The following is a 21,462-nucleotide window of genomic DNA, read 5'->3' as shown; positions in this document are numbered from 1 at the left end:
CGGGTGCAGCATTGCCCGTTTCGATGCATGAGGAGACTGCATTGCCCATTTCCAAGATCCTGGTTGCCAACCGTTCCGAAATCGCCATCCGCGTATTCCGTGCCGCCAACGAGCTTGGCATAAAAACGGTGGCCATCTGGGCCGAGGAAGACAAACTGGCACTGCATCGCTTCAAGGCGGACGAGAGCTATCAGGTGGGCCGCGGCCCGCATCTTGCCCGCGATCTCGGTCCGATCGAGAGCTATCTGTCGATCGACGAGATCATTCGCGTCGCCAAGCTCTCCGGTGCCGATGCGATCCATCCCGGTTACGGACTGCTTTCTGAGAGCCCGGAATTCGTCGATGCCTGCGATGCCGCCGGCATCATCTTCATCGGCCCGCGCGCCGACACGATGCGCCAGCTTGGCAACAAGGTCGCCGCCCGCAATCTGGCGATCTCGGTCGGCGTGCCGGTGGTCCCGGCAACCGAGCCGCTGCCCGACGATATGGCGGAAGTCGCCAAGATGGCCGAAGAGATCGGCTATCCGGTGATGCTCAAGGCATCCTGGGGCGGTGGCGGTCGCGGCATGCGCGCCATCCGCTCCGAGGCCGATCTTGCCAAGGAAGTGACCGAGGCCAAGCGCGAGGCGATGGCTGCCTTCGGCAAGGATGAAGTCTACCTCGAAAAGCTCGTCGAGCGTGCCCGCCACGTCGAAAGCCAGGTGCTTGGTGATACGCATGGCAATGTCGTGCATCTGTTCGAGCGTGACTGTTCCGTTCAGCGCCGTAACCAGAAGGTCGTGGAGCGCGCGCCGGCGCCCTATCTCACGGATGCGCAGCGCCAGGAACTGGCGGCCTATTCGCTGAAGATCGCCGGTGCGACCAATTATGTCGGCGCCGGCACCGTCGAATATCTGATGGATGCCGATACCGGCAAATTCTACTTCATCGAAGTCAATCCGCGCATCCAGGTCGAGCATACGGTGACCGAAGTCGTCACCGGCATCGATATCGTCAAGGCGCAGATCCATATCCTCGACGGTTTTGCCATCGGCACGCCGGAATCGGGCGTTCCCAAGCAGGCGGATATCCGCCTCAACGGCCATGCGCTGCAGTGCCGCGTGACGACCGAGGATCCCGAGCACAATTTCATTCCGGATTATGGCCGCATCACCGCCTATCGTTCTGCCGCCGGCTTCGGCATTCGCCTTGATGGCGGCACGGCCTATTCAGGCGCCATCATCACCCGCTTCTACGATCCGCTGCTGGTCAAGGTGACGGCCTGGGCGTCGACGCCGGACGAGACGATCGCCCGCATGGACCGTGCTCTGCGCGAATTCCGCATTCGCGGCGTCGCGACGAACCTGACCTTCCTCGAAGCGATCATCACCCACCCGAAATTCCGCGACAACAGCTATACGACGCGGTTTATCGATACGACGCCGGAGCTGTTCCAGCAGGTCAAGCGCCAGGATCGCGCCACCAAGCTTTTGACCTATCTCGCCGATGTCACTGTCAACGGTCATCCTGAAACGCGCGGCCGCCCGACACCTTCGCCGAAGGCGTCCGAACCGGTCCTGCCCTATATCGACGCGAAGGTCCCAGACGGGACCAAGCAGCTGCTCGACAAGCTCGGCCCGCAGAAATTCGCCGAATGGATGCGCAATGAAAAACGCGTATTGATGACCGACACGACGATGCGCGACGGCCATCAGTCGCTGCTCGCCACGCGCATGCGTACCTATGATATTGCCAGCGTAGCGGGCACCTATGCGCGCGCCCTGCCGCAGCTGCTGTCGCTGGAATGCTGGGGGGGCGCCACTTTTGACGTTTCCATGCGGTTCCTTACCGAAGATCCGTGGGAGCGCCTGTCGCTCATCCGCGAAGCGGCGCCTAACCTGCTGCTGCAAATGCTGCTGCGCGGCGCAAACGGCGTCGGCTACACCAACTATCCCGACAACGTCGTCAAATACTTCGTTCGTCAGGCGGCCAAGGGCGGTGTCGATCTGTTCCGCGTCTTCGATTGCCTGAACTGGGTCGAAAACATGCGCGTGTCGATGGATGCCGTTGCCGAGGAGAACAAGCTCTGCGAGGCGGCGATCTGCTACACGGGCGATATCCTCAATTCCGCCCGGCCGAAATATGATCTGAAGTACTATACCGATCTGGCCGTCGAGCTGGAAAAGGCCGGTGCGCACATCATCGCGCTGAAGGACATGGCCGGCCTGCTGAAGCCTGCTGCTGCCAAGGTGCTGTTCAAGGCACTGCGCGAGGCGACCGGCCTGCCGATCCACTTCCACACCCATGATACGTCGGGCATTGCGGCTGCAACGGTGCTCGCCGCCGTCGATGCCGGCCGTCGACGCCGTCGATGCGGCCATGGATGCGCTGTCGGGCAATACCTCGCAGCCTTGCCTCGGCTCGATCGTCGAGGCTCTGAAGGGTACGGAGCGCGATCCGGGCCTCGATCCGGAATGGATCCGCCGCATCTCCTTCTACTGGGAGGCCGTGCGCCACCAGTATGCTGCCTTCGAGAGCGATCTCAAGGGGCCCGCTTCGGAAGTCTACCTGCATGAAATGCCCGGTGGACAGTTCACCAACCTCAAGGAACAGGCCCGTTCGCTCGGCCTCGAGACCCGTTGGCACGAGGTGGCTCAGGCCTATGCCGACGCCAACCAGATGTTTGGCGATATCGTCAAGGTAACGCCGTCTTCCAAGGTTGTCGGCGACATGGCGCTGATGATGGTGAGCCAGGACCTGACGGTGTCTGATGTCGTCAGCCCGGATCGTGAAGTCTCCTTCCCCGAATCCGTGGTCTCCATGCTGAAGGGCGATCTCGGCCAGCCGCCGGCCGGATGGCCTGATGCCCTGCAGAAGAAGGCGCTGAAGGGCGACAAGCCCTATACGGTGCGTCCTGGTTCGCTCTTGGCCGAGGCCGATCTCGATGCCGAGCGCAAAGCGATCGAGACCAAGCTGGAGCGCAAGGTCGATGATTTCGAATTCGCCTCCTACCTGATGTACCCGAAGGTCTTCACCGACTATGCGCTGGCCGCAGATACCTATGGCCCGGTCTCGGTGCTGCCGACGCCCGCCTATTTCTATGGCTTGAAGGAAGGCGGCGAGCTGTTTGCCGAAATCGAGAAGGGCAAGACGCTTGTCGTCGTCAACCAGGCGATGACGGCGACCGACGACAAGGGCATGGTGACCGTATTCTTCGAGCTCAACGGCCAGCCACGCCGCATCAAGGTGCCGGATCGCGCCCATGGCGCTTCCGGCAGCGCGGTGCGCCGCAAGGCTGAGACGGGCAATGCAGCCCATGTCGGCGCGCGATGCCGGGTGTCATCTCCACTGTTTTCGTTTCGTCGGGGCAGGCTATCAAGGCCGGCGATGTTCTCGTCTCGATCGAGGCGATGAAGATGGAGACGGCGCTGCATGCGGAGAAGGACGGCACGATCTCCGAGGTGCTGGTGCGCGCCGGCGACCAGATCGACGCCAAGGATCTGCTTGTCGTCTACGGCGCCTGAGCGTCCATAGAGATACGAAAAAGGCCGGCTCGGAGCCGGCCCTTTTTGTGCAGCTTTTCGGACAGAGGCGCAGCCATGACTGATCGTTCCCTGCATATCGGGCAATACGACGTTACACTTCTGCTCGACGGCCTCTTCGAGGCGCCGGCGGATGTGTTGGTCCACGCGGATGGCGATGCTGCCCGGCGGCACGCGATTGAAACCTGGGGCAAGCCGACGCTTCAGGTGGATGTGAACTGCTTCCTTCTGCGCGGGCCTGCCGGGGCTTTTCTGATCGATGCCGGGACGGGCACGTCCTGGGGGCCGAAATACGGCCATGCACGATCGGCATTGCATGATGCGGGTATTTCGCCGGATGAAATCCAGGGCGTTCTGCTCACCCATATCCATGGCGATCATGCACTCGGCCTGTTCGATGGCGACGAGCCGTATTTCCCGCATGCAGAGGTGTTCGTACCGGAGCGTGATATCGCCTTTTTCACCGATCAGGCTGAACGTGAGGCGCTGCCGGAGGCGAGACGCGGTGGCTTCAAGATTGCCGAGCAGCTGCAGCGCGTCTACGGGTCGCGCATAAAGCGGATCGGGCCAGGCGAAGTGCTTACCGGCATAGAGGCGCATTCGCTGCCGGGGCACACGCCCGGCCACACAGGCTATCTGCTTCGCGGCGGCGACAATTCCTTGCTGATCTGGGGTGATACCCTGCATGTCGGGGATCTACAGCCCGGTGACCCGAAAATCGGCCTTGCCTATGATCTCGATCCCGGGCAGGCGGCCCGCACCCGCCAAGTGGCTCTGGAAGACGCGGCCCGCGAAGGCTGGATCGTCGCCGGCGGCCACATCACCGGCTTTGGCCGCGTGGAGCGGGGCGCGAAGGGTTACAAGATCCTGCCGGCCTGACATTTCCAGCCGCGGAGAGGATGGGAAACCTTGCCGCAAAAGCCGCGCAAACGAGTTGGCCGAGCGAAGGAGGGTGGAGGAGTGACGGAAGCGATTTCCTTGCGGGCGGCAACCGATGCCGATGTCGATGCCATTCGCGCGCTGACGCGTGAAGCCTACGGCAAATGGGTGCCGCTCATCGGTCGTGAGCCGCTGCCGATGACGGCAAACTATGCCGAAGCCGTGCGCAAGCATCGCATCGATCTGGTGGAGGCCGATGGAGAGCTTGTAGCTCTGATCGAGATGGCGCCGGGCGCCGGTCATCTGTTGATCGAGAACATCGCCGTATCGCCCCGCCATCAGGGAAAGGGCATAGGTAAAAAGCTGCTTGCCCATGCCGAGCAGGTGGCTGCTTCGCTCGGCCTGAAGGTACTCCGGCTCTATACCAACAAGCGTTTTGCCGAGAACGTGCAGCTCTATCTGAGACACGGCTATGCGATCGATCGCGAAGAACCCCTCAAGGACAGTTTTCTTGTCCATATGAGCAAGCGTGTCGGTTAGCCGCCCTTCAGCAGGCCCGTTTCTCGATCATGGCAGCCCAGAATGCCGCCAGTAGCGCGAGCAAGGCCGACATCAGCATCAGGGTGAACAGGGTATGGATTGTCGGCGACCGCTCGAGGAATAGTCCGGCAATGGAGCCGATGAGCGCGCCGCCTGATATTCGCATGGCGGCGGCGAGCCCCGCGGCCGTCCCGACCATATCTGATCGTACCGACATCGCGCCGCTATTGGCCGCCGGCATGGTGAGGCCGTTGCCGATGCCGATGAAGACGCAGGGGCCGAAGAGCGCCCAAACATGCGTCATGCCGGACAGCGACAGGGTAAGGCCTGATATCAAGCCGATACAGGTAAGAAACCGCGCTATGACAAGGATCATGCCGAGAGGGATGCGTGCCCCGTAGCGACCGGCCAGATAGCTGCCGAGTATGAAGCCGGCGGGAACCAGGCCCATATAGAAGCCGAGCATTGCGCTTGAGCCGCCAAGCGTGTCGCCGATCGTGAGCGGCGCCCCACCGAGGAAGATATAGAGCACGCCCATCGAGCATGCCATGCAGAGCGCATAGGCCCAGAATCGTGCCGAGCGCAGCAGCAGGCCGTAAGAGGCAAGATAGTTTCTCCGCGCACCCGACATGGGCGCTCTCGATCCCTTCAGTTCGCGTAGGGACAGAAGAAAGGCCGCGATGCCCAGGATCGCGAGGGTGACGAAGCTTGCCTGCCAGCCGAAAACCTCGTCCAGCGAACCGCCAAACAGGGGGCCGACCATGGGCGCCAGCGCCCATCCCATGGCGAGATAGCCGAATTTGCTGGCGGCCTCCCGATCGTTTGAAGTTTCCTTGATGATGACGAGGGCGACGGAGTAGCAGGGGCCGATGCACGCCTGCATCATGCGGCATAGCAGGAAGATGCCGATGTCAGGGGCGAGAACGCAGCCGATCGAGGCGACGATGAAGACCGAGAGCGCCGTCAGGACGACCGGTCGGCGGCCGAAGCGGTCCGATATCACGCCGCCGATCGCCTCCAGGAACGCAGTGACGATGGAAAAGCCGGCAACCGAGAGGTTCACGAGGGCGAAATCGGCATGGAATGCCGCAGCGATCTTCGGCAGCGAAGGCAGGATCATGTTGACCGGCAACACGGCAAGCGCCGAAAGCAGGATGAGGGTCGTCAGCCTCGGCGGCGCCCTTTCAGTTTCCGGGTTTTCGATGGTTTGCTTTGCTGAACTTTCGATGCGGCTCTCGTTGCGCGTCATGGCCTTGTCCGTCTTGGAAGTGGGGGAAGTCGAGGAAGATCTGACGAGGTGCTGTCCGGATTTCGGGCAATAAAAAAGGCCCCGTCAGGAGCCTGCTTACCGCGCATGGGAGCTTTCGCCGGATGGTTACACCATCCTGCCCATGCGCCTTCCTACCACTACGATGACCAATGTCGTGTTCATGGCATAAGAGCTAACCAGAAAGCCGCATGCCGTCAATGCGCCTCTTCGGGCGCAATGGGCGCTTCGCGATGCCCTGCCGCTCATATGTCGTAGCTATGGCTGGCATTGAGCGTCGAGATGAATTGCTTGGTGCGCTCCTGCGCCGGGGCGCCGAATATGCTGCGGGAGGAGCCGGTCTCGACGATGTTGCCCGCTTCGAGAAAGACCACATTATTGGCGATCTTCGAGGCAAGCCGCAGGTCGTGCGTCGCCATCACCATGGTCGTGCCCTCATTGGCAAGCTTGCCGAGAACATCGACCACTTCCGCCGCCAATTCCGGATCGAGGGCCGAGGTCGGCTCATCGCAGAGCAGCACGCGCGGCGAGGGGGCAAGCGCGCGGGCGATCGCCACACGCTGCTGTTGACCGCCTGACAGTGTCGAGGGCCACGCGTCGATCTTGTGCGCCATGCCAACCTTGGTCAGAAGCTCGACGGCGCGGGCGCGGGCTTTGTCTTGCGGCCAGCGCAACACCGTCGTCAGGCCTTCCATGACATTGCCGATGGCGGTCTGATGAGGAAAGAGCTGGAAATTCTGGAAGACCATGCCGGTCTGGCGGCGGATCTTCTGGATGTCCTGCCAGGCAGGCTTCTTGCCGGGCTGGAAGGTGGCCGTCTCGTCGCCGATGCGGATGGTGCCGGCCGTAGGGATTTCGAGGAGGTTAATGCAGCGCAGAAGCGTGCTCTTGCCGCCGCCCGAAGGCCCGACAAGCGCCGTCACCGTGCCTTCAGGGATGACGAGGCTGATATCCTTGAGGATGACGTTGTCGCCGAAGCGTTTTTCGATATGCGACAGCTCGATCATGCCTGTGCCTCCAGCGTGCCGCCGGAGCGGGCGAAACGGCGTTCGAGGTAACCCTGCAGCGTCGAGAGGAAGGTGCTGAGCACGAGATAGATGATGGCCGCCTCGATATAGAGGATCAGCGGCTCATAGGTGGTCGCGACGATGCGTTGCGCGGCCTGGAACAGCTCCGGCACGGTGATGGCGGCGGCAAGCGAGGTGTCCTTGACCAGCGAGATGAAGGTGTTGGACAGCGGCGGCACGGCAACGCGCGCTGCCTGCGGCAGGATGGTGCGGCTCATCGCCTGGCGCCAGTTCATGCCGATGGAATAGGCAGCTTCCCACTGGCCCTTGGGCACCGAGGAGATGACGGCGCGGATGATTTCGGACGAGTAGGCGCCGACATTCAGCGTGAAGCCGATGACGGCGGCCGGGAAGGCGTCCAGCAGGATGCCCATGCTCGGCAGGCCGTAGAAGATAACGAAGAGCTGCACCAGAAGCGGCGTGCCGCGGATCACCCAGACATAGAAACGCGCGACGGCGACGAGCGGCCGTGGACCGAACAGCCTGACGACGGCGGTGACGAGGCCGAGCAGCAGGCCGAGGACGAAGGTGATCAGGGTGAGCGGGATGGTGAAGACGAGCCCTGCCCAAAGCAGCGTACCCAAAGACTCCCACATCAATTGCAACCAGTGCTCCACGCAGAAGCGCCCTTTCCATAAGAGAATGCGTCCGGAGATGTCCCCGGACGCATCTTTTTCACAATTTCACGTTTCTGCCTATTCCCTTACTTCGAAACGTCCTGTCCGAAGTATTTCTTGGAGATCTTGTCATAGGTGCCATCGGCCTTGATATCGGCCAGTGCCTTGTTGATGGCGGCCTGCAGTTCCGGCTCCCCCTTGCGGATGATAGCGCCGGAATAATCGGCATTGGCCTGCTGGGCGACGATCTTCACCGGCGCGTCGGGCTTGTGTTTCTTGAAGTCGAGGAAGGAGAGGCTGTCGTTGATCGTCGCATCGACGCGGCCGGTCAGCACAAGCTGGATCGACTGATCGAAGCCGTCGGTGCCGACGAGTTCGGCGCCGGACTCGGTGGCGAGCTTGCCGAAGTTGCTGGTCAGCGACTGTGCAGACTTCTTGCCCTTGAGATCGGGGAAATCCTTGATGTCGGTGTTGCTGTCCTTGACGATCAGCACGGCCTTGGAAGCGATGTAGGGATCGGAGAAATCATACTTCTGCTTGCGGGCATCGGTGATGCCGACTTCGTTGATGACGGTGTCGTAGCGGTTGGCATCGAGACCGGCGATCAGGCCGTCCCACTTGCCTTCCAGGAACTGCGCCTTGACGCCGAGCTTCCCGGCAATGGCTTCGGCGATCTCGATATCGAAGCCGGTGAGCTTGCCGCTCTCGTCATGAAAGGTGAATGGCGCATAGGTGCCTTCCGTACCGACCTTCAGCACACCGGCAGCCTGGATCGCCTTGAGGTTGTCGCCGGCATGGGCGGGCACGAGGAGCGCGGCCTGCACGAGGGCGGCGGCGGCAACAGTCTTCAACCAGTTCATCGTTTTCTTCCGTTTCTGGAGAGCGGTTTCAATCAATGTGGCATACATCGCAGAAAAATTGCATTGCGGAAGCGTAGAAAACTGCAAGATAAAAGGGCAATTGCGAATATTTTTCTCAAAGGGATGAGGTTGGTGATTTCTGGGGCAGGGTAAGGCAACGTTTTTAGGCGTTTTGCTTTGACATACTCGCGCATTGCCGGTGCCTTTGCCTTTGGTCAGAGCCTGCTTCCCTCGCTCTTCAAGGGCGAAACTTCAACGTCTCTACCAACAGCGTGAAGGCGGGTGAAGGATGCCGCCTTGAAGGATAGTAGAGGTGATATCCGGTAAACGGCTGAGACCATTCATCCAGAACCTGGATAAGGCGCCCGTCGTGCAGATATTCCCTGACGACGTCTTCATGGACATAGGCAAGTCCGTAACCATCGAGTGCGGCATTTATCAATTGCGGCACGCCATTGAACGCCACTTGTCCATCAACCCTCACACGCAGCTCGTGCCCGTCACGTTCAAATTCCCACGCATAAAATCCGCCATAGCTTGGAAGCCGAATGTTGATGCAGGGGTAAGCTGTTAGCTCCTGCGGCATGGTCGGGATGGGCATATGGTCGAAGCATGACGGGGCGGCCACGACAATCATCCGAGCCATCGGTCCGATGCGGATGGCGATCATGTCTTTTTCGACCTGATCGCCAAGCCTAACTCCTGCGTCAAAGCGCTCCGCGACGATATCCGTCAATGCAGACTCCGCGTTGAGCTCGACCTTGATATCCGGATAATCGACCAGAAACTTGGATAGCTTAGGCCACAGAAGCGTATCGATGGCGTGCTGCCCGGCCGTAATCCTGAAATTGCCGGCCGGCTTCTCCCTGAACTCGCTCAACGCCGATAGCTGGGCTTCGATGTTGCCGAATGCCGGGCTGAGCGTCGACAGCAATTGTTCGCCCGCAATCGTGGGCGCAAGACTGCGGGTTGTTCGTGTCAACAGGCGAACGCCCAGCCGCTCTTCGAGCCTGCGAATGATGAGGCTGAGCGAGGATTGCGATGTGCCGAGACGAGCGGCGGCCTTGGTGAAGCTTTTTTCCTCTGCAACCGCGAGGAATGCCATGAGGTCTCCAAGGTCTTCGCGTCGCATTTATTGATCTCCGATATAAGTCCAATCTCATATTAGCGCCTAATCGAAACAAATGGCAGGGTCTATGTTCTCCGGGAGGCGACACTTCTCGTCGTGACAGGAGAGTTTCATGGACATCAAGCGTATCGGGTCGCAGCCCTCAGCGAGGGGGCCGGCCGACTGGTTCACCGGTTCGGTTCGCGTTGACATGCTGGCATCGGCTCCGCTGCCGGCAAGAGTTTCGGCCGCCAGTGTGACATTCGAGCCGGGTGCCCGAACGGCATGGCACACACATCCACTCGGGCAAACGTTAGTGGTCCTGTCAGGATCCGGGCTCGTCCAACGAGAAGGTGGCGACATACAGGAAATCCGGGCCGGGGACGTCGTCTGGTTCTCACCCGGCGAGAAGCACTGGCATGGGGCATCTCCGACGATGGCCATGACCCATATAGCCATTCAGGAGTCTCTGGACGGTCGTGCCGTGGACTGGATGGAGCATGTTACGGACCGGCAATATGCGGAGCGCTAGACATGGCATGGTCAGAGGACGAACTGAAACGCATTGCAGCATCTGACGACCTTCACATCTCCCCATTTCGAGAGGATGGCGTGACCTATGGCACGCCGACATGGATCTGGTCGGTTGTTGTCGACGGTGCGCTGTTCGTACGTGCCTATAACGGCCAAGCCTCGCGTTGGTATCAAGCCGCATTGAAGCAGAAAGCCGGTCGGATCACCGCGGCAGGGATGACAGCCAGCGTCAACTTCGAAACCGTTGCCGATGGCGCGATCAATGACCGCATCGATGATGCCTACCGGGCGAAATATACCGGGAACCGTTACCTCGGATCGATGATCAGTTCGCGGGCGCGGGCCGCGACCATACGCATTGAAGGGAGCAATCATGCCGCATCTCATCGTCAAAATGGTTACAGGCAGGAGCCGTGAACAGAAGGAGGCTCTGGCCGTTGAACTTACCCGAGCCGTGAACTCAGTGCTTGGATGTGGTGAGGATGCCGTATCCGTCGCGATCGAAGACTTCGTTGCCACGAGTTGGGTGGAGAGGGTCTATGTGCCCGATATCCAGGATCGCGCCGAACTGATCTACAAGAAGCCTGGCTACGACCCGTTTGCATAGCGGCTGGTGGCCCTTCGACAGCAGGAGAAGGAAAAATGCAAAAGCGCAAACTCGGACAAGGACTTGAAGTCTCGGCACTGTCGCTTGGTGCCATGGGCTATGGAAAAGCGCGGGAACTTCCGGATAGAGCCGAAATGATCTCGCTCATCCGCACTGCAGTGGAACGCGGCATGGATTTCTTCGACACCGCGGAGGTCTATGGTCCCTTCACGAACGAAGAGATGGTCGGGGAAGCGCTGGAACCGCTCCGCAGGCAGGTGAAGATCGCTACAAAATTCGGGTGGGATGTCGATCCCATCACAGGCGTCAATCATGGTGGGGTGAACAGCAAGCCGGATCATATCCGTCGCGCCGTCGAAGGAAGTCTCAGGCGCCTGCGGACAGATCACATCGATCTCCTCTATCAGCATCGTGTCGATCCGGAGGTGCCGATGGAAGATGTCGCGGGCGTCGTCAGGGATTTGATTGCCGAAGGAAAGGTCCGTTGGTTCGGCCTCTCGGAGGCCGGTGCTGGCTCTATTCGACGCGCTCACGCGGTTCAGCCTGTCGCGGCGCTGCAGAGCGAGTATTCCCTATGGACCCGTGAGCCCGAAGCGGAGATCATTCCCGTGCTTCAGGAACTCGGCATAGGTTTTGTCCCGTTCAGCCCGTTGGGCAAAGGTTTTTTGACGGGTAAGATTGGCACCACGACGGAACTGGATAAGTCGGACATGCGCAACGGCATCCCGCGCTTCGCTCCGGAAGCTCGTGAAGCCAATCAAACACTTATCAATCTGATCAGCGGGATCGGCGCGAGGCGCGGTGCCACACCTGCGCAGGTGGCGCTTGCATGGTTGCTGGCACAGAAGAGTTGGATTGTTCCGCTATTTGGCACGCGCACGCTCGGGCGGTTCGATGAAAATATAGGATCGCTGGCGGTTGAATTGTCTGCGGAGGATCTCCGGGAAATCGAAACGGCAGACATTCGGATCAAAGGTGCTCGCTATTCCGATGAACACATGCGACGCGTCGGGCTTTGACGGATGCAATAGGCGATGTCGGCCGCTGGAGCGCTTGATAGTGTCCAACCGCGGCTGGTAGCGACATCAGCGAGAGGTATGGCGGCGCAGGCGAGCTCAACAACCGTCCGCATTTGACCTCAAGCCGCGGCCGTACGCCTTTTCATCCGCTCGCTCACGATGATGATCAACCCGGCGCTCAGGATCAAGATAGCACCGATGAAGGTGTTGGCGCCGGGGATGTCGCCCCAGATGAGGTAGCCGAGCAGGAAGGCCCAGACAAGCGAGGTGTATTCGAACGGCGCCAGCACCGAGACGGGTGCCTGGCGCATGCCCTCAAACAGCGCCAGCTGGCCGGCGCCGGCGATGATGCCGGTTGCGGCGAGCAGGACGACCTGGAAGAGCGTCGGCGTCTGCCAGTGGGCGATCGCCATGCCGGCGGTCAGGATGATGAACATAATGTTGGAGACGGCCATCTGGATATGGCTCTTCTCATGCAGCGCCGTCTTGCGCAGCAGCACCATGCCGGTTGCCCAGAGAACGGCGGCCTGCAGCGCCAGATAGACCGGCCAGGAGATCGACAGTCCCACCGGATTGGAGGCGATCACCACGCCGCAGAAGCCGACACCGACCGCCATCCAGCGGGTGAAGGTGACCTTTTCACGCAGCACGATGGTCGCCAAAATGGTGCCGACGATCGGCGCTGCGTAATAAAGCGTCGTCACCTCTGCGAGTTGCAGATAGGAGGCGGCGGAATAATAGGAAATCCAGGCGACCAGGATGATGACGCTGCGCACGATCATCGGCTTGATGATCGGCGAGCGCGCCACCTTCTGAACCAGCGACGGTCCCTCGAAGACGAAGCAGCCGGCAAGAATGGTGCAGCTTCGGATGAACAGCACCTGCCAGACGGGGATGGAGGCGACGAGCAGCTTCACCGCCGAATCATGGGCAGTGAACAGCATGTAGGCAAACACCGTAAGCAGGATGCCATAGCTGATGGGGTTTTTCACGGAAGCACCAAAAGGATGGCCGGCAACAAAATTGTCGACTCGGGCCGACTGAAGGATCTTTCAGGCCTCAACGGATAGGAGCCTACTTTTTCGCCGTCAATAGGACATTTTGCCAATGCCGTGCACATATGAATGATTTATTCGAGGTTGTGACGTCTTTGCCTCCGCTTTAACAGAGGGAGACGAAATGTGACTGTGTTGGCTGTTTTCAATCATTGCGATTTCAATCGATTTAAATAGACTGCGGCACCGATCTGGAGGGCTTTTTATGGATAATATGACGAGATCGGAGGGTCTTGAGGCGCGCAGGAGCGGATTTTTCACGAAATCGCGCGCGGCCGTCTCCCTGCTATTCCTAATGAACGGCTTCATGGTCGGCTGCTGGGCACCGAAGATTCCGGAGTTCGCCGAGCGGCTGCACCTCACGAAATTCGAACTCGGCCTGATGATCCTCGTCTTCGGCGTTGGCTCGCTTGTGATGATGCCGCTTGCCGGCGCCCAGATCGCCGTGCGCGGTTCAAGGGTCGTCGTCAGGGCTTTCGGTGTGCTGCTGCTGCCGATGATTCTGGCGCTGACGCTGGCCCCGAGCGTCTGGACGGCCGCCATCGCGCTCTTCCTGTTCGGCGGCTTCATCGGCGCCATGGACGTCGCGATGAATGCCAATGCCGTCTCGGTCGAAAAATCCATGCGTCGGGCGATCATGTCGTCCTGCCACGCCTTCTGGAGCCTAGGCGGTCTGCTGGGTTCGGCGATCGGCGGTTTTCTGATCTCGCGCTGGGGCGTTCTTGGCCATGCCGAAGTGTCCACCGTGTTGGCGATCCTGTTCCTGGTCGTTGCCTGGCCGATGGTGCTCGGCGATCAGCCACATCCCGACGAGGCAAAGCCGAAGGCGCGGCTGCCGATGATTCCGTTGCCCTGGCTGCTCGGCATGGTCGCACTGTTCTGCATGGTGCCGGAAGGGGCGGTGCTCGACTGGAGCGCGCTCTATCTCAGCCAGGAAAAGGGGGCATCGGTCATTCTCTCGGGCTTCGGCTTCGCCGCCTTCTCGGCCACCATGGCGACCATGCGTTTCGCTGGCGATTTCGTGCGCGATTGGCTCGGCGCCATTAGGACGCTGCGCGTCTGCACCGTCTTTGCCATCATCGGCATGCTGACCGCTGCATTGGCGCCCAACGCGGAGATTGCGATTCTCGGCTTCGCGCTCTGCGGCATCGGCATTTCCAACATGGTGCCGATCGCCTTTTCGGCGGCCGGCAACATTCCGGGCCTGCAGCCCGGCATCGGCATCTCTGTCGTCACCACGCTCGGCTATTCCGGCATGCTGGTCGCGCCTTCCGCCATTGGCTTTGCCGCCGAGCATATCGGCTTCTCACCGGTGCTGATGGCGCTGCCGGTGCTGCTGCTCGTGGTGCTGGCCTTCTCGTCGCTGGCGCGCTACGCTGACGGCATCGGCGAGAGCAAGCATTAATTTCGTCGTTTTTGGTCGGTATGGGCTTGCTCCGCCCGATCAAAAGAGATGCCCGGAGCGGTTGACAACGACCGCTTCGTGATCCACCTGAAAGGCACCTGTTTCAAAGGTCTGCGAGAGCTTTCCATGTCATTTGCCAGTGATTTCGACCCCAAACCGCGCCGTTCCTCCGTTGCCGTTGATGTCGGCGGTGTGATTGTCGGTGGCGGCGCGCCCGTGGTCGTGCAATCCATGACCAATACCGACACCGCCGATGTCGATTCGACCGTGGCGCAGGTGGCGGCCCTGTTCAAGGCCGGTTCGGAGCTGGTGCGCATCACCGTCGACCGCGACGAAAGTGCCGCCGCCGTGCCGAAGATCCGCGAGCGGCTGCTGCGGCTCGGCATGGACGTGCCGCTGATCGGCGATTTCCATTATATCGGCCACAAGCTGCTGGCCGATCACCCGGCCTGCGCCGAGGCGCTGGCGAAATACCGCATCAATCCCGGCAATGTCGGCTTCAAGGACAAGAAGGACAAGCAGTTCGCCGAGATCATCGAGATGGCGATCCGCTACGACAAGCCGGTGCGCATCGGCGTCAACTGGGGCTCGCTCGATCAGGACCTCCTGACTGCGCTCATGGACAAGAATGCCGCCGAGGGTTCGCCGCTGTCGGCCCGGCAGGTAACGCGCGAGACCATCGTACAGTCGGCGCTGATCTCGGCCGATCTCGCCGAGGAAATCGGCCTGCCGCGCAACCGCATCATCCTGTCGGCCAAGGTCAGCCAGGTGCAGGACCTTATCGCCGTCTACTCCATGCTGTCGGAGCGTTCCGACCATGCGCTGCATCTGGGCCTCACCGAGGCCGGCATGGGCTCGAAGGGCATCGTCGCCTCGTCTGCCGCCATGGGCTATGTGCTGCAGCATGGCATCGGCGACACGGTCCGCGTTTCCCTGACGCCGGAGCCGAATGGCGACCGTACCCGTGAGGTGCAGGTGGCGCAGGAACTGCTGCAGGTCATGGGCTTTCGCCAGTTCATCCCCGTCGTCGCGGCTTGTCCCGGCTGCGGCCGCACCACATCGACGGTCTTCCAGGAACTGGCGCAGAATATCCAGAGCGATATCCGCAAGAACATGCCGGTGTGGCGCGAGAAATATCCGGGCGTCGAGGCGCTGAATGTTGCCGTCATGGGCTGCATCGTCAACGGCCCCGGCGAAAGCAAGCATGCCGATATCGGCATTTCGCTGCCCGGCACCGGCGAGACGCCGGCCGCCCCCGTCTTCATCGACGGCCAAAAGGCAATGACCTTGCGTGGTCCGAACATCGCTTCGGACTTCGAAGCGCTGGTTGCCGACTATATCGAGAAGCGCTTCGGCCAGAAGAGCGTCGCGGCGGAATGATCCGCCGCTAAAGCGAGAAGATCTGTTTGTTTTCACGCCATTCCGGACGGAAAACCGCTGCACACTTTTCCTGGAAGAGCTCTACATATTGCTCGTCAGCAGCTTGATGCCGGCGAAGCAATAGAAGCCGGCCATGGCGCCTTCGATCCAGCGCCGTGCGCTGCGATAGATCTTCAGCGCATGCGGCGTCGAAAACAGCACAGCATACCCCATGAACGCCAGGAAGCCGGTCGCGCAGCAGATGACGACGATCAGCACCGCCACGGAGGCGGGCGCGCCCTGCGGCATGCCGAGCGCGATGATGGCGAGCCATGCGAAGATCGCCTTCGGGTTGGTGACGTGGATGCCGTAGCCGCGCAGGACCAGTGACTTGAAGGTCGGTACCCTTGTTTCGGCGGTGGTCGTCATCACATCGCCATGCGCCCGTACGGCGCGAAATGCCTTGTAGGCGAGATAGAGCAGATAGAGCCCGCCGAAGATCTTCAGAACTTCCAGCGCCATCGCGTAGGTCTGCAGCAGCGTGGCAAGGCCGGCGGCGGCGGCAATCGCCCACGTCAGCGATCCCCCGAAAATGCCGAGCGAAATGGTCATGCCCGCCTTGCGGCCATGGGTCATCGATGTGCCGATGATCGCCATGATGGCAGGGCCGGGACTAACGACGGCGATGATATAGGCAATATAGGCCGGCATGATCTGCGGCAGGTAGGCAAGCGTCTCGCGCATGGAGAAATTCCCGGGGGCGTCGGCCGGCGCGGACAATTCCGCGTCTAAAGACCAATTCGGTATCGGAATTTGTCACAAAACCGAGGGGAAATCACGCGGGCAACGCATGGATTCTTGTTATGGTGACATTCCCTTGCGGAATGGATCGAAGGCGCGGCTGGCAATACTTGATGGAGTATCCCCCGCGTACCTAAAACCGCTCGCCCGACCGCCAGGCACTTCGTATCGTAGCGTGAGGATCAGCTCTTGCGGTTCGCCACGAACCGGGCGGTTTCGATCAGGACATCCGCCTTGTTTCCATAGCCGGATAACAGATCGGCGGCTTCGGCCACCAGCCTTGACAATGTTGCCTCGGCCCATTCCTGGCCGTGCAGGCCGACAAGCGTTCCCTTGCCGCGGGCGGCATCCTTGCCCGTCGCCTTGCCCATGGTGGCGGCATCGGCCGTCAGGTCGAGCAGGTCGTCGGCGAGCTGGAAGGCAAGGCCGATCTTTTCGCCGAAAGTCCGCAGGCGTTTGCGGTCTTCTGCCGATGCGCCTGCGATGATGGCGCCGGCCTCGCAGGCGAAGCGGATGAGCGCGCCTGTCTTCATTGCCTGCAGCGTCGTGATGCCGGATTCGTCGGGTGTTTCTTTTTCCGCTGCGAGGTCGAGTGCCTGGCCACCGGCCATGCCGCCGATGCCGGCTGCGCGTGAAAGGGCCAGAACGAGCGCCATCTTCCGCTCGGGCGGCAGTTCCGTTTCGGGTGCGGCGATAATGTCGAAGGCGTAGGTCAGCAGGCTGTCGCCCGCCAGGATCGCCGTCGCATAGTCGAAGGCGATATGCACGGTCGGCTGGCCGCGACGCAGGTCGTCGTCGTCCATGGCCGGCAGGTCGTCATGAACTAGCGAATAGCAATGCACGCATTCGAGCGCGGCGCCCACCCTGAGGGCGGCTTCGGCATTGCCGCCGAGGAGAGCTGCCGATTCCATGACGAGAAAAGGCCTCAGCCGCTTGCCGCCATTCAGGACGCCATGGCGCATTGCGCTCAGCAGCCTGTTGGGGCGGACGATTTCGTCGTCGAGGCTGACATCGGCCAGAAGCTGGCTCAACAGGGTTTCGATCCTGCCGGCATTGTCCTTGAGGCGGTGCTCGAATGAGGAATGGGTGCTGTCCATGGCCGCTGTTTGGCATGAGAGGCGGTTGCTGGCAACGAGAATTGTCAACAGCCATATGGGGAATCGTGTCGCACTCTGGTCATCGCTTTGCGTAGACGATATGACGAGTGCAGCATCAGAGCGTTTCCCGGATGCATTGAGAATGCACCGGGATGGAGCGACCGTGGACCTCAGGCAATTGGACATATCGACTGATCATGAGGAGGAGGAAGGCGAGGTGCCGCAACGGTCCTCCCTCTTGGCGCGTTTCAGAGCCCGTCCGCTTTGGCAGCGCATCGTCCTGATTCTGATCGGCGTGTTCCTGCTGCCCTATCTTTTCATCGTCCTTTATCTGTTGCCATTCATCCACCCGGTCTCGACGCTGATGCTGGGCGATGCCGTGACCTTCCAGGGATATGATCGCCGCTGGGTTCCGCTCGACAATATCGCGCCGGTGCTGGTGAAATCGGTGATGGTTTCCGAGGACGGGCAATTCTGTTTCCATGGCGGCGTCGATTGGGGCGAGATGCGGATGCTCGCGCAGGAGACATTGCGCGGCAAATCCACACGCGGCGGCAGCACGATCCCGATGCAGACGGTGAAGAACCTGTTTCTGTGGAACAGCCGTTCCTTCGTGCGCAAGACGCTGGAGCTGCCGCTGGCGGTCTCCGCTTCCGCCGTCTGGTCGAAGCGGCGGATGATGGAGATCTATCTCAATGTCGCCGAATGGGGCCCGGGCATCTACGGCATCGAGGCGGCGGCGCGCTATCATTTCAAGGTGCCTGCTTCCAAGCTTACTGCCCGCCAGGCAGCCCTTCTCGCGGTATCGCTGCCAAACCCGATCGATCGCGTGGCCAGCAAGCCGGGGCGCGGGCTCAGCCAGCTCGCCTCGCTCATCCAGCGCCGCGCGCGAAATGCCGATGCATATATCAAATGCCTTTATGATTGAGATCAGAACTTGTCGTTCGATCGGTTGAGCGTCATCTGGCATTCTTGCTCGTAACGTAAGGGCGGTGCATCTGCCAACGACGATCGGACATGCCATGGACTTCTCCGCCTTTTCCCCCGAATTGCTGCAATATGCCAAGAGCCTGCATCCGCAGCCCCCGCGCCATCTCGGCACGCGCTACGATCTCTCCGGCATCTTCCAGCCCGAGCCCGGCAACACGGTCGTCTGCCATCTGCCTGAGGGCTCGCAGACGCAGCGTGCGGTGGTCTCGGCGCGGCAGAAGTACCTGGCGATGCCGGAAGCCCGGCAATTCGCCTTCACGCCGGTCTCCAGCCTGCATATGACCCTGTTCCAGGGGATCATCGAATATCGGCGCACGCGGCCTTTCTGGCCTGCGGATCTGGCGCTCGATACGCCGATCGACGAGATGACCGGCATCATGGGCGAGCGGCTGAAGGCCTTCTCCATGCGCGATCCGTTCAAGGTGGCGGTGATAAAGGCGCGGCCCAGCGGCCTACTTGTCGAGGGCGCAACCGAGGCAGACCGCGAGACGATGCGGGAATGGCGCAATGCGCTGGCCGATCTCCTTGGCTATCGCCACCCCGATCACGAAACCTATGCCTTTCACATCACCTTCACCTATGTCATCGAGCGGTTGGCGGATGAGGCGTTGCCGCGCTGGCAGGCAATGCTGGACGATGTGGTGGCCGAGTTGCGCGCAGAAGTACCCGTTCTGGAGCTGCGGCCGCCGGCCTTCTGCTCGTTCGAGGACATGAACCATTTCGAGGAACTGCGCGTCTTCGAATTCGGGAACTAACAAGGAAACAGGGGTCATGGACAAGCTAACCCTCTATATCGGCAACAAGAATTATTCCTCCTGGTCGTTTCGGCCATGGATCGCGCTCGAGGGCTGCGGCATCGCCTTCGATGAAGTCCTGATCCCCTTCGATTTTCCGGCCGGCAATCCCAATATTCGCGCGGTTTCGCCGACGGGAAGGGTGCCGATGCTGGTGCATGGTGGCTTCAAGGTGTGGGAATCGCTTGCCATCATCGAATATACTGCCGAACTCTTTCCCGACGCCGGGCTTCTGCCTGACGATCGGCAGTCGCGGGCGCTGGCGCGATCCTACAGCATGGAGATACTTTCGGGTTTCCACGCCCTGCGCGACGCCTGCCCGATGAACATGCGGCGTCCGGTGAGCCGTCCCGATCTGTCCGATGGCGTCATGAATGACGTGGCGCGCATCGAGACGATCTGGCGTGAAGCGCGCTCGCGTTCCGGCGGTCCTTTTCTGTTCGGGGCCTTTTCCGGTGCCGATGCGATGTATGCTCCGGTCGTCAGCCGCTTCGAGCGGTACGACATTCCTGTCTCCGCCGACACGCGGGACTATATGGACGTGATGAAAGCGGCGCCTGCCTGGAAGAAATGGGAGGAGGCCGCGCTGAAAGAAACATGGATCGTGCCCGAGGACGAGGCGTGACCCGCTGATTCGATCCTGATAGGGTTGAATCGGGCGCGGCAGGCAAAAAATGCTGAGAGGGACTGGTCAAAGCCCGATAAGTCATGTACAAGCCCGGCCAAATTCCGAAATTGATGCATGTCTGTTTCGGCCGCCTGGCTGGCCGCTGATATGTTTCGTCCGCAAAGTGGAGTAACGAAAATGGCTGTACCGAAGAGAAAAACAAGCCCGTCCAAGCGCGGTATGCGCCGTTCGGCTGATGCGCTGAAGGCTTCGACCTATGTTGAAGACAAGAACTCCGGCGAACTGCGTCGCCCGCATCACATCGACCTGAAGACCGGCATGTATCGCGGCCGTCAGGTTCTGACGCCGAAGGAAAGCGCATAATTTCTGCGCTGCCTCGATGGCATGAATAAAAAAGGCTGGCGGTTCGCCGGCCTTTTTCTTTTGGTCAGGATGCAGGGTGGAAGAAAAGCGGCCTTTTATATGCATCGCGTCTGATACCCCTCTGTCACTTCGTGACATCTCCCCCACAAGAGGGGAGATCGTTGTGAGGGTGCTGCGCCGCCTGATAAAGCAATCAAGTTTTGGTGTCTGCGGATGCGATGTTTGCTTGTGGCAAGGAGATGCCGCGAGCTACCAATCTCCCCCTTGTGGGGGAGATGTCACGTCAATGACAGAGGGGGTGAATACTCTCCACGCGTTCACAAGCATATTGTCTTGCCTCAAAGGCTATCCAGCTTGCTCTGCATGGCGCGGAGCTGTTCCTTGAGTTCGTCGATATCCTTGGCCTCGGCCTTGCGGCTTTCCTTCGCCGGAGGCTTCATGAAGGGCGAAAACATCTGCATCGCCTGCTGGAACATCTCGGTGTTACGGCGAACCTGTTCCTCGACCATCTGGATCGGCAGTTGCAGATTCTTGCCGAGCGGCGTCTCGCCGAAGGCCCGGTTCATCTGCTCGCGCATCTGCACCTGCTGCTCGGTGAAGGCACGCATGGAATGTTCGAGAAAACTCGGTACGACCATCTGCATCTGATCGCCGTAAAAGCCGATCAGCTGCCGGAGAAAGGGAATCGGCAATAGCGTGTTGCCGGTCTTCGATTCCTGTTCGAAAATGATCTGCGTCAGGACCGAATGCGTAATATCCTCGCCGCTCTTGGCGTCTTGGACGGTAAACTCCTCACCCTTCTTGACCATCTCCGCCAGGTCGTCCAGCGTCACGTATGTGCTGGTGCCAGTGTTGTATAGGCGGCGATTGGCATATTTCTTGATTACGATCTGGCCCTCATTCTTTGCCATTATCAGTCTCCTGGCCCCGTCTGATTGTATGGAATATTCC

21 protein-coding genes and 1 pseudogene are annotated in these 21,462 nt (G+C 60.6%); 13 read left to right on the top strand and 9 right to left on the bottom strand.

The window, feature by feature from the left end:
- The first annotated feature begins 41 nt into the window (after positions 1–41).
- The 3 genes and pseudogenes from pyc to BSK43_RS03045 all read left to right on the top strand — a co-directional run bounded on the left by pyc (position 42) and on the right by BSK43_RS03045 (position 4,940).
- Positions 42–3,503: pseudogene (gene pyc / locus BSK43_RS03055) on the top strand (pyruvate carboxylase).
- Positions 3,504–3,578: 75 nt separating this feature from the next.
- Entirely contained in the window at positions 3,579–4,400 is an 822-nt protein-coding gene (locus BSK43_RS03050) for an MBL fold metallo-hydrolase (protein WP_077470488.1), read from the top strand.
- Positions 4,401–4,481: 81 nt separating this feature from the next.
- Entirely contained in the window at positions 4,482–4,940 is a 459-nt protein-coding gene (locus BSK43_RS03045) for a GNAT family N-acetyltransferase (protein ID WP_077470489.1), read from the top strand.
- A 7-nt stretch (positions 4,941–4,947) separates the two neighbouring features.
- Here BSK43_RS03045 and BSK43_RS03040 read toward each other — a convergent pair whose 3' ends face one another.
- The 5 genes from BSK43_RS03040 to BSK43_RS03015 form a co-directional block, all read right to left on the bottom strand.
- Entirely contained in the window at positions 4,948–6,189 is a 1,242-nt protein-coding gene (locus BSK43_RS03040; RefSeq protein ID WP_077470490.1) for a multidrug effflux MFS transporter, read from the bottom strand.
- A 263-nt stretch (positions 6,190–6,452) separates the two neighbouring features.
- On the bottom strand, positions 6,453–7,214 hold the full coding sequence (locus BSK43_RS03030) for an amino acid ABC transporter ATP-binding protein (RefSeq protein WP_077470492.1): 762 nt from the start codon (positions 7,212–7,214) through the stop codon (positions 6,453–6,455).
- Complete coding sequence (locus BSK43_RS03025) at positions 7,211–7,891, bottom strand: amino acid ABC transporter permease (RefSeq protein WP_077470493.1); 681 nt, start codon at positions 7,889–7,891, stop codon at positions 7,211–7,213. The genes BSK43_RS03030 and BSK43_RS03025 overlap by 4 nt, the downstream gene beginning before the upstream one ends.
- Positions 7,892–7,977: 86 nt before the next feature.
- A complete protein-coding gene (locus BSK43_RS03020) occupies positions 7,978–8,751 on the bottom strand; it encodes an amino acid ABC transporter substrate-binding protein (RefSeq protein ID WP_077470527.1) in 774 nt (257 codons plus the stop codon).
- 238 nt (positions 8,752–8,989) lie between these two features.
- The gene (locus BSK43_RS03015; protein WP_077470494.1) at positions 8,990–9,883 is read right to left on the bottom strand and encodes a LysR family transcriptional regulator; all 894 of its coding nucleotides are present in this window, start codon (positions 9,881–9,883) and stop codon (positions 8,990–8,992) included.
- 109 nt (positions 9,884–9,992) lie between these two features.
- Here BSK43_RS03015 and BSK43_RS03010 point away from each other — a divergent pair, with 109 nt between their 5' ends.
- From BSK43_RS03010 to BSK43_RS02995, 4 genes are read left to right on the top strand one after another with little or no spacing between them, the layout of a single operon-like run.
- On the top strand, positions 9,993–10,391 hold the full coding sequence (locus tag BSK43_RS03010; RefSeq protein ID WP_077470495.1) for a cupin domain-containing protein: 399 nt from the start codon (positions 9,993–9,995) through the stop codon (positions 10,389–10,391).
- A gap of 2 nt (positions 10,392–10,393) precedes the next feature.
- The gene (locus tag BSK43_RS03005; RefSeq protein ID WP_077470496.1) at positions 10,394–10,810 is read left to right on the top strand and encodes a DUF2255 family protein; all 417 of its coding nucleotides are present in this window, start codon (positions 10,394–10,396) and stop codon (positions 10,808–10,810) included.
- Complete coding sequence (locus BSK43_RS03000; RefSeq protein WP_077470497.1) at positions 10,767–11,000, top strand: tautomerase family protein; 234 nt, start codon at positions 10,767–10,769, stop codon at positions 10,998–11,000. Before BSK43_RS03005 ends, BSK43_RS03000 begins: the two co-directional genes overlap by 44 nt.
- 35 nt (positions 11,001–11,035) lie before the next feature.
- The gene (locus tag BSK43_RS02995; RefSeq protein ID WP_077470498.1) at positions 11,036–12,019 is read left to right on the top strand and encodes an aldo/keto reductase; all 984 of its coding nucleotides are present in this window, start codon (positions 11,036–11,038) and stop codon (positions 12,017–12,019) included.
- Positions 12,020–12,138: 119 nt separating this feature from the next.
- Here the strand turns inward: BSK43_RS02995 and BSK43_RS02990 are convergent, their stop codons facing one another.
- The gene (locus BSK43_RS02990; RefSeq protein ID WP_077470499.1) at positions 12,139–13,011 is read right to left on the bottom strand and encodes a DMT family transporter; all 873 of its coding nucleotides are present in this window, start codon (positions 13,009–13,011) and stop codon (positions 12,139–12,141) included.
- 268 nt (positions 13,012–13,279) lie between these two features.
- On the opposite strand from BSK43_RS02990, the gene BSK43_RS02985 reads away from it, so the two are divergent.
- Both BSK43_RS02985 and ispG read left to right on the top strand, forming a co-directional pair.
- Positions 13,280–14,479, top strand: a complete 1,200-nt coding sequence (locus tag BSK43_RS02985; protein ID WP_077470500.1) for an MFS transporter — start codon at positions 13,280–13,282, stop codon at positions 14,477–14,479.
- A gap of 126 nt (positions 14,480–14,605) precedes the next feature.
- On the top strand, positions 14,606–15,859 hold the full coding sequence (gene ispG, locus BSK43_RS02980; RefSeq protein WP_068389845.1) for a flavodoxin-dependent (E)-4-hydroxy-3-methylbut-2-enyl-diphosphate synthase: 1,254 nt from the start codon (positions 14,606–14,608) through the stop codon (positions 15,857–15,859).
- Between the two features lie 81 nt (positions 15,860–15,940).
- Here the strand turns inward: ispG and BSK43_RS02975 are convergent, their stop codons facing one another.
- Positions 15,941–16,582, bottom strand: coding sequence for a LysE family translocator (locus BSK43_RS02975; protein ID WP_068389848.1), 642 nt, complete (start codon positions 16,580–16,582; stop codon positions 15,941–15,943).
- A gap of 239 nt (positions 16,583–16,821) precedes the next feature.
- Positions 16,822–17,736, bottom strand: coding sequence for a polyprenyl synthetase family protein (locus BSK43_RS02970; RefSeq protein WP_077470501.1), 915 nt, complete (start codon positions 17,734–17,736; stop codon positions 16,822–16,824).
- A gap of 142 nt (positions 17,737–17,878) precedes the next feature.
- Between BSK43_RS02970 and mtgA the strand changes: the two genes are divergently transcribed.
- The 4 genes from mtgA (at position 17,879) to rpmF (ending at position 20,511) form a co-directional block, all read left to right on the top strand.
- A complete protein-coding gene (gene mtgA / locus BSK43_RS02965) occupies positions 17,879–18,664 on the top strand; it encodes a monofunctional biosynthetic peptidoglycan transglycosylase (RefSeq protein ID WP_246662483.1) in 786 nt (261 codons plus the stop codon).
- A 94-nt stretch (positions 18,665–18,758) separates the two neighbouring features.
- The gene (locus BSK43_RS02960; RefSeq protein WP_077470529.1) at positions 18,759–19,481 is read left to right on the top strand and encodes a DUF1868 domain-containing protein; all 723 of its coding nucleotides are present in this window, start codon (positions 18,759–18,761) and stop codon (positions 19,479–19,481) included.
- A gap of 16 nt (positions 19,482–19,497) precedes the next feature.
- Positions 19,498–20,145, top strand: a complete 648-nt coding sequence (locus BSK43_RS02955; protein WP_077470502.1) for a glutathione S-transferase family protein — start codon at positions 19,498–19,500, stop codon at positions 20,143–20,145.
- 180 nt (positions 20,146–20,325) lie between these two features.
- The gene (gene rpmF / locus BSK43_RS02950; protein WP_006724402.1) at positions 20,326–20,511 is read left to right on the top strand and encodes a 50S ribosomal protein L32; all 186 of its coding nucleotides are present in this window, start codon (positions 20,326–20,328) and stop codon (positions 20,509–20,511) included.
- Between the two features lie 338 nt (positions 20,512–20,849).
- On the opposite strand, the gene phaR is transcribed toward rpmF, so the two are convergent.
- Entirely contained in the window at positions 20,850–21,422 is a 573-nt protein-coding gene (gene phaR, locus BSK43_RS02945) for a polyhydroxyalkanoate synthesis repressor PhaR (RefSeq protein WP_068389863.1), read from the bottom strand.
- Positions 21,423–21,462: the final 40 nt, after the last annotated feature.

Source organism: Rhizobium sp. P44RR-XXIV (assembly GCF_001999485.2).
GTDB lineage: Bacteria > Pseudomonadota > Alphaproteobacteria > Rhizobiales > Rhizobiaceae > Rhizobium.
This window is presented reverse-complemented; position numbering and strand designations above follow the sequence as displayed.

Coding starts and splice junctions, on each gene's coding strand:
- BSK43_RS03050 (WP_077470488.1), top strand. CDS start 3,579: ATGACTGATCGTTCCCTGCATATCGGGCAATACGACGTTACACTTCTG.
- BSK43_RS03040 (WP_077470490.1), bottom strand. CDS start 6,189: ATGACGCGCAACGAGAGCCGCATCGAAAGTTCAGCAAAGCAAACCATC.
- BSK43_RS03030 (WP_077470492.1), bottom strand. CDS start 7,214: ATGATCGAGCTGTCGCATATCGAAAAACGCTTCGGCGACAACGTCATC.
- BSK43_RS03020 (WP_077470527.1), bottom strand. CDS start 8,751: ATGAACTGGTTGAAGACTGTTGCCGCCGCCGCCCTCGTGCAGGCCGCG.
- BSK43_RS03015 (WP_077470494.1), bottom strand. CDS start 9,883: ATGCGACGCGAAGACCTTGGAGACCTCATGGCATTCCTCGCGGTTGCA.
- BSK43_RS03010 (WP_077470495.1), top strand. CDS start 9,993: ATGGACATCAAGCGTATCGGGTCGCAGCCCTCAGCGAGGGGGCCGGCC.
- BSK43_RS03005 (WP_077470496.1), top strand. CDS start 10,394: ATGGCATGGTCAGAGGACGAACTGAAACGCATTGCAGCATCTGACGAC.
- BSK43_RS03000 (WP_077470497.1), top strand. CDS start 10,767: ATGCCGCATCTCATCGTCAAAATGGTTACAGGCAGGAGCCGTGAACAG.
- BSK43_RS02995 (WP_077470498.1), top strand. CDS start 11,036: ATGCAAAAGCGCAAACTCGGACAAGGACTTGAAGTCTCGGCACTGTCG.
- BSK43_RS02985 (WP_077470500.1), top strand. CDS start 13,280: ATGGATAATATGACGAGATCGGAGGGTCTTGAGGCGCGCAGGAGCGGA.
- ispG (WP_068389845.1), top strand. CDS start 14,606: ATGTCATTTGCCAGTGATTTCGACCCCAAACCGCGCCGTTCCTCCGTT.
- BSK43_RS02975 (WP_068389848.1), bottom strand. CDS start 16,582: ATGCGCGAGACGCTTGCCTACCTGCCGCAGATCATGCCGGCCTATATT.
- BSK43_RS02970 (WP_077470501.1), bottom strand. CDS start 17,736: ATGGACAGCACCCATTCCTCATTCGAGCACCGCCTCAAGGACAATGCC.
- mtgA (WP_246662483.1), top strand. CDS start 17,879: ATGCACCGGGATGGAGCGACCGTGGACCTCAGGCAATTGGACATATCG.
- BSK43_RS02960 (WP_077470529.1), top strand. CDS start 18,759: ATGGACTTCTCCGCCTTTTCCCCCGAATTGCTGCAATATGCCAAGAGC.
- BSK43_RS02955 (WP_077470502.1), top strand. CDS start 19,498: ATGGACAAGCTAACCCTCTATATCGGCAACAAGAATTATTCCTCCTGG.
- rpmF (WP_006724402.1), top strand. CDS start 20,326: ATGGCTGTACCGAAGAGAAAAACAAGCCCGTCCAAGCGCGGTATGCGC.
- phaR (WP_068389863.1), bottom strand. CDS start 21,422: ATGGCAAAGAATGAGGGCCAGATCGTAATCAAGAAATATGCCAATCGC.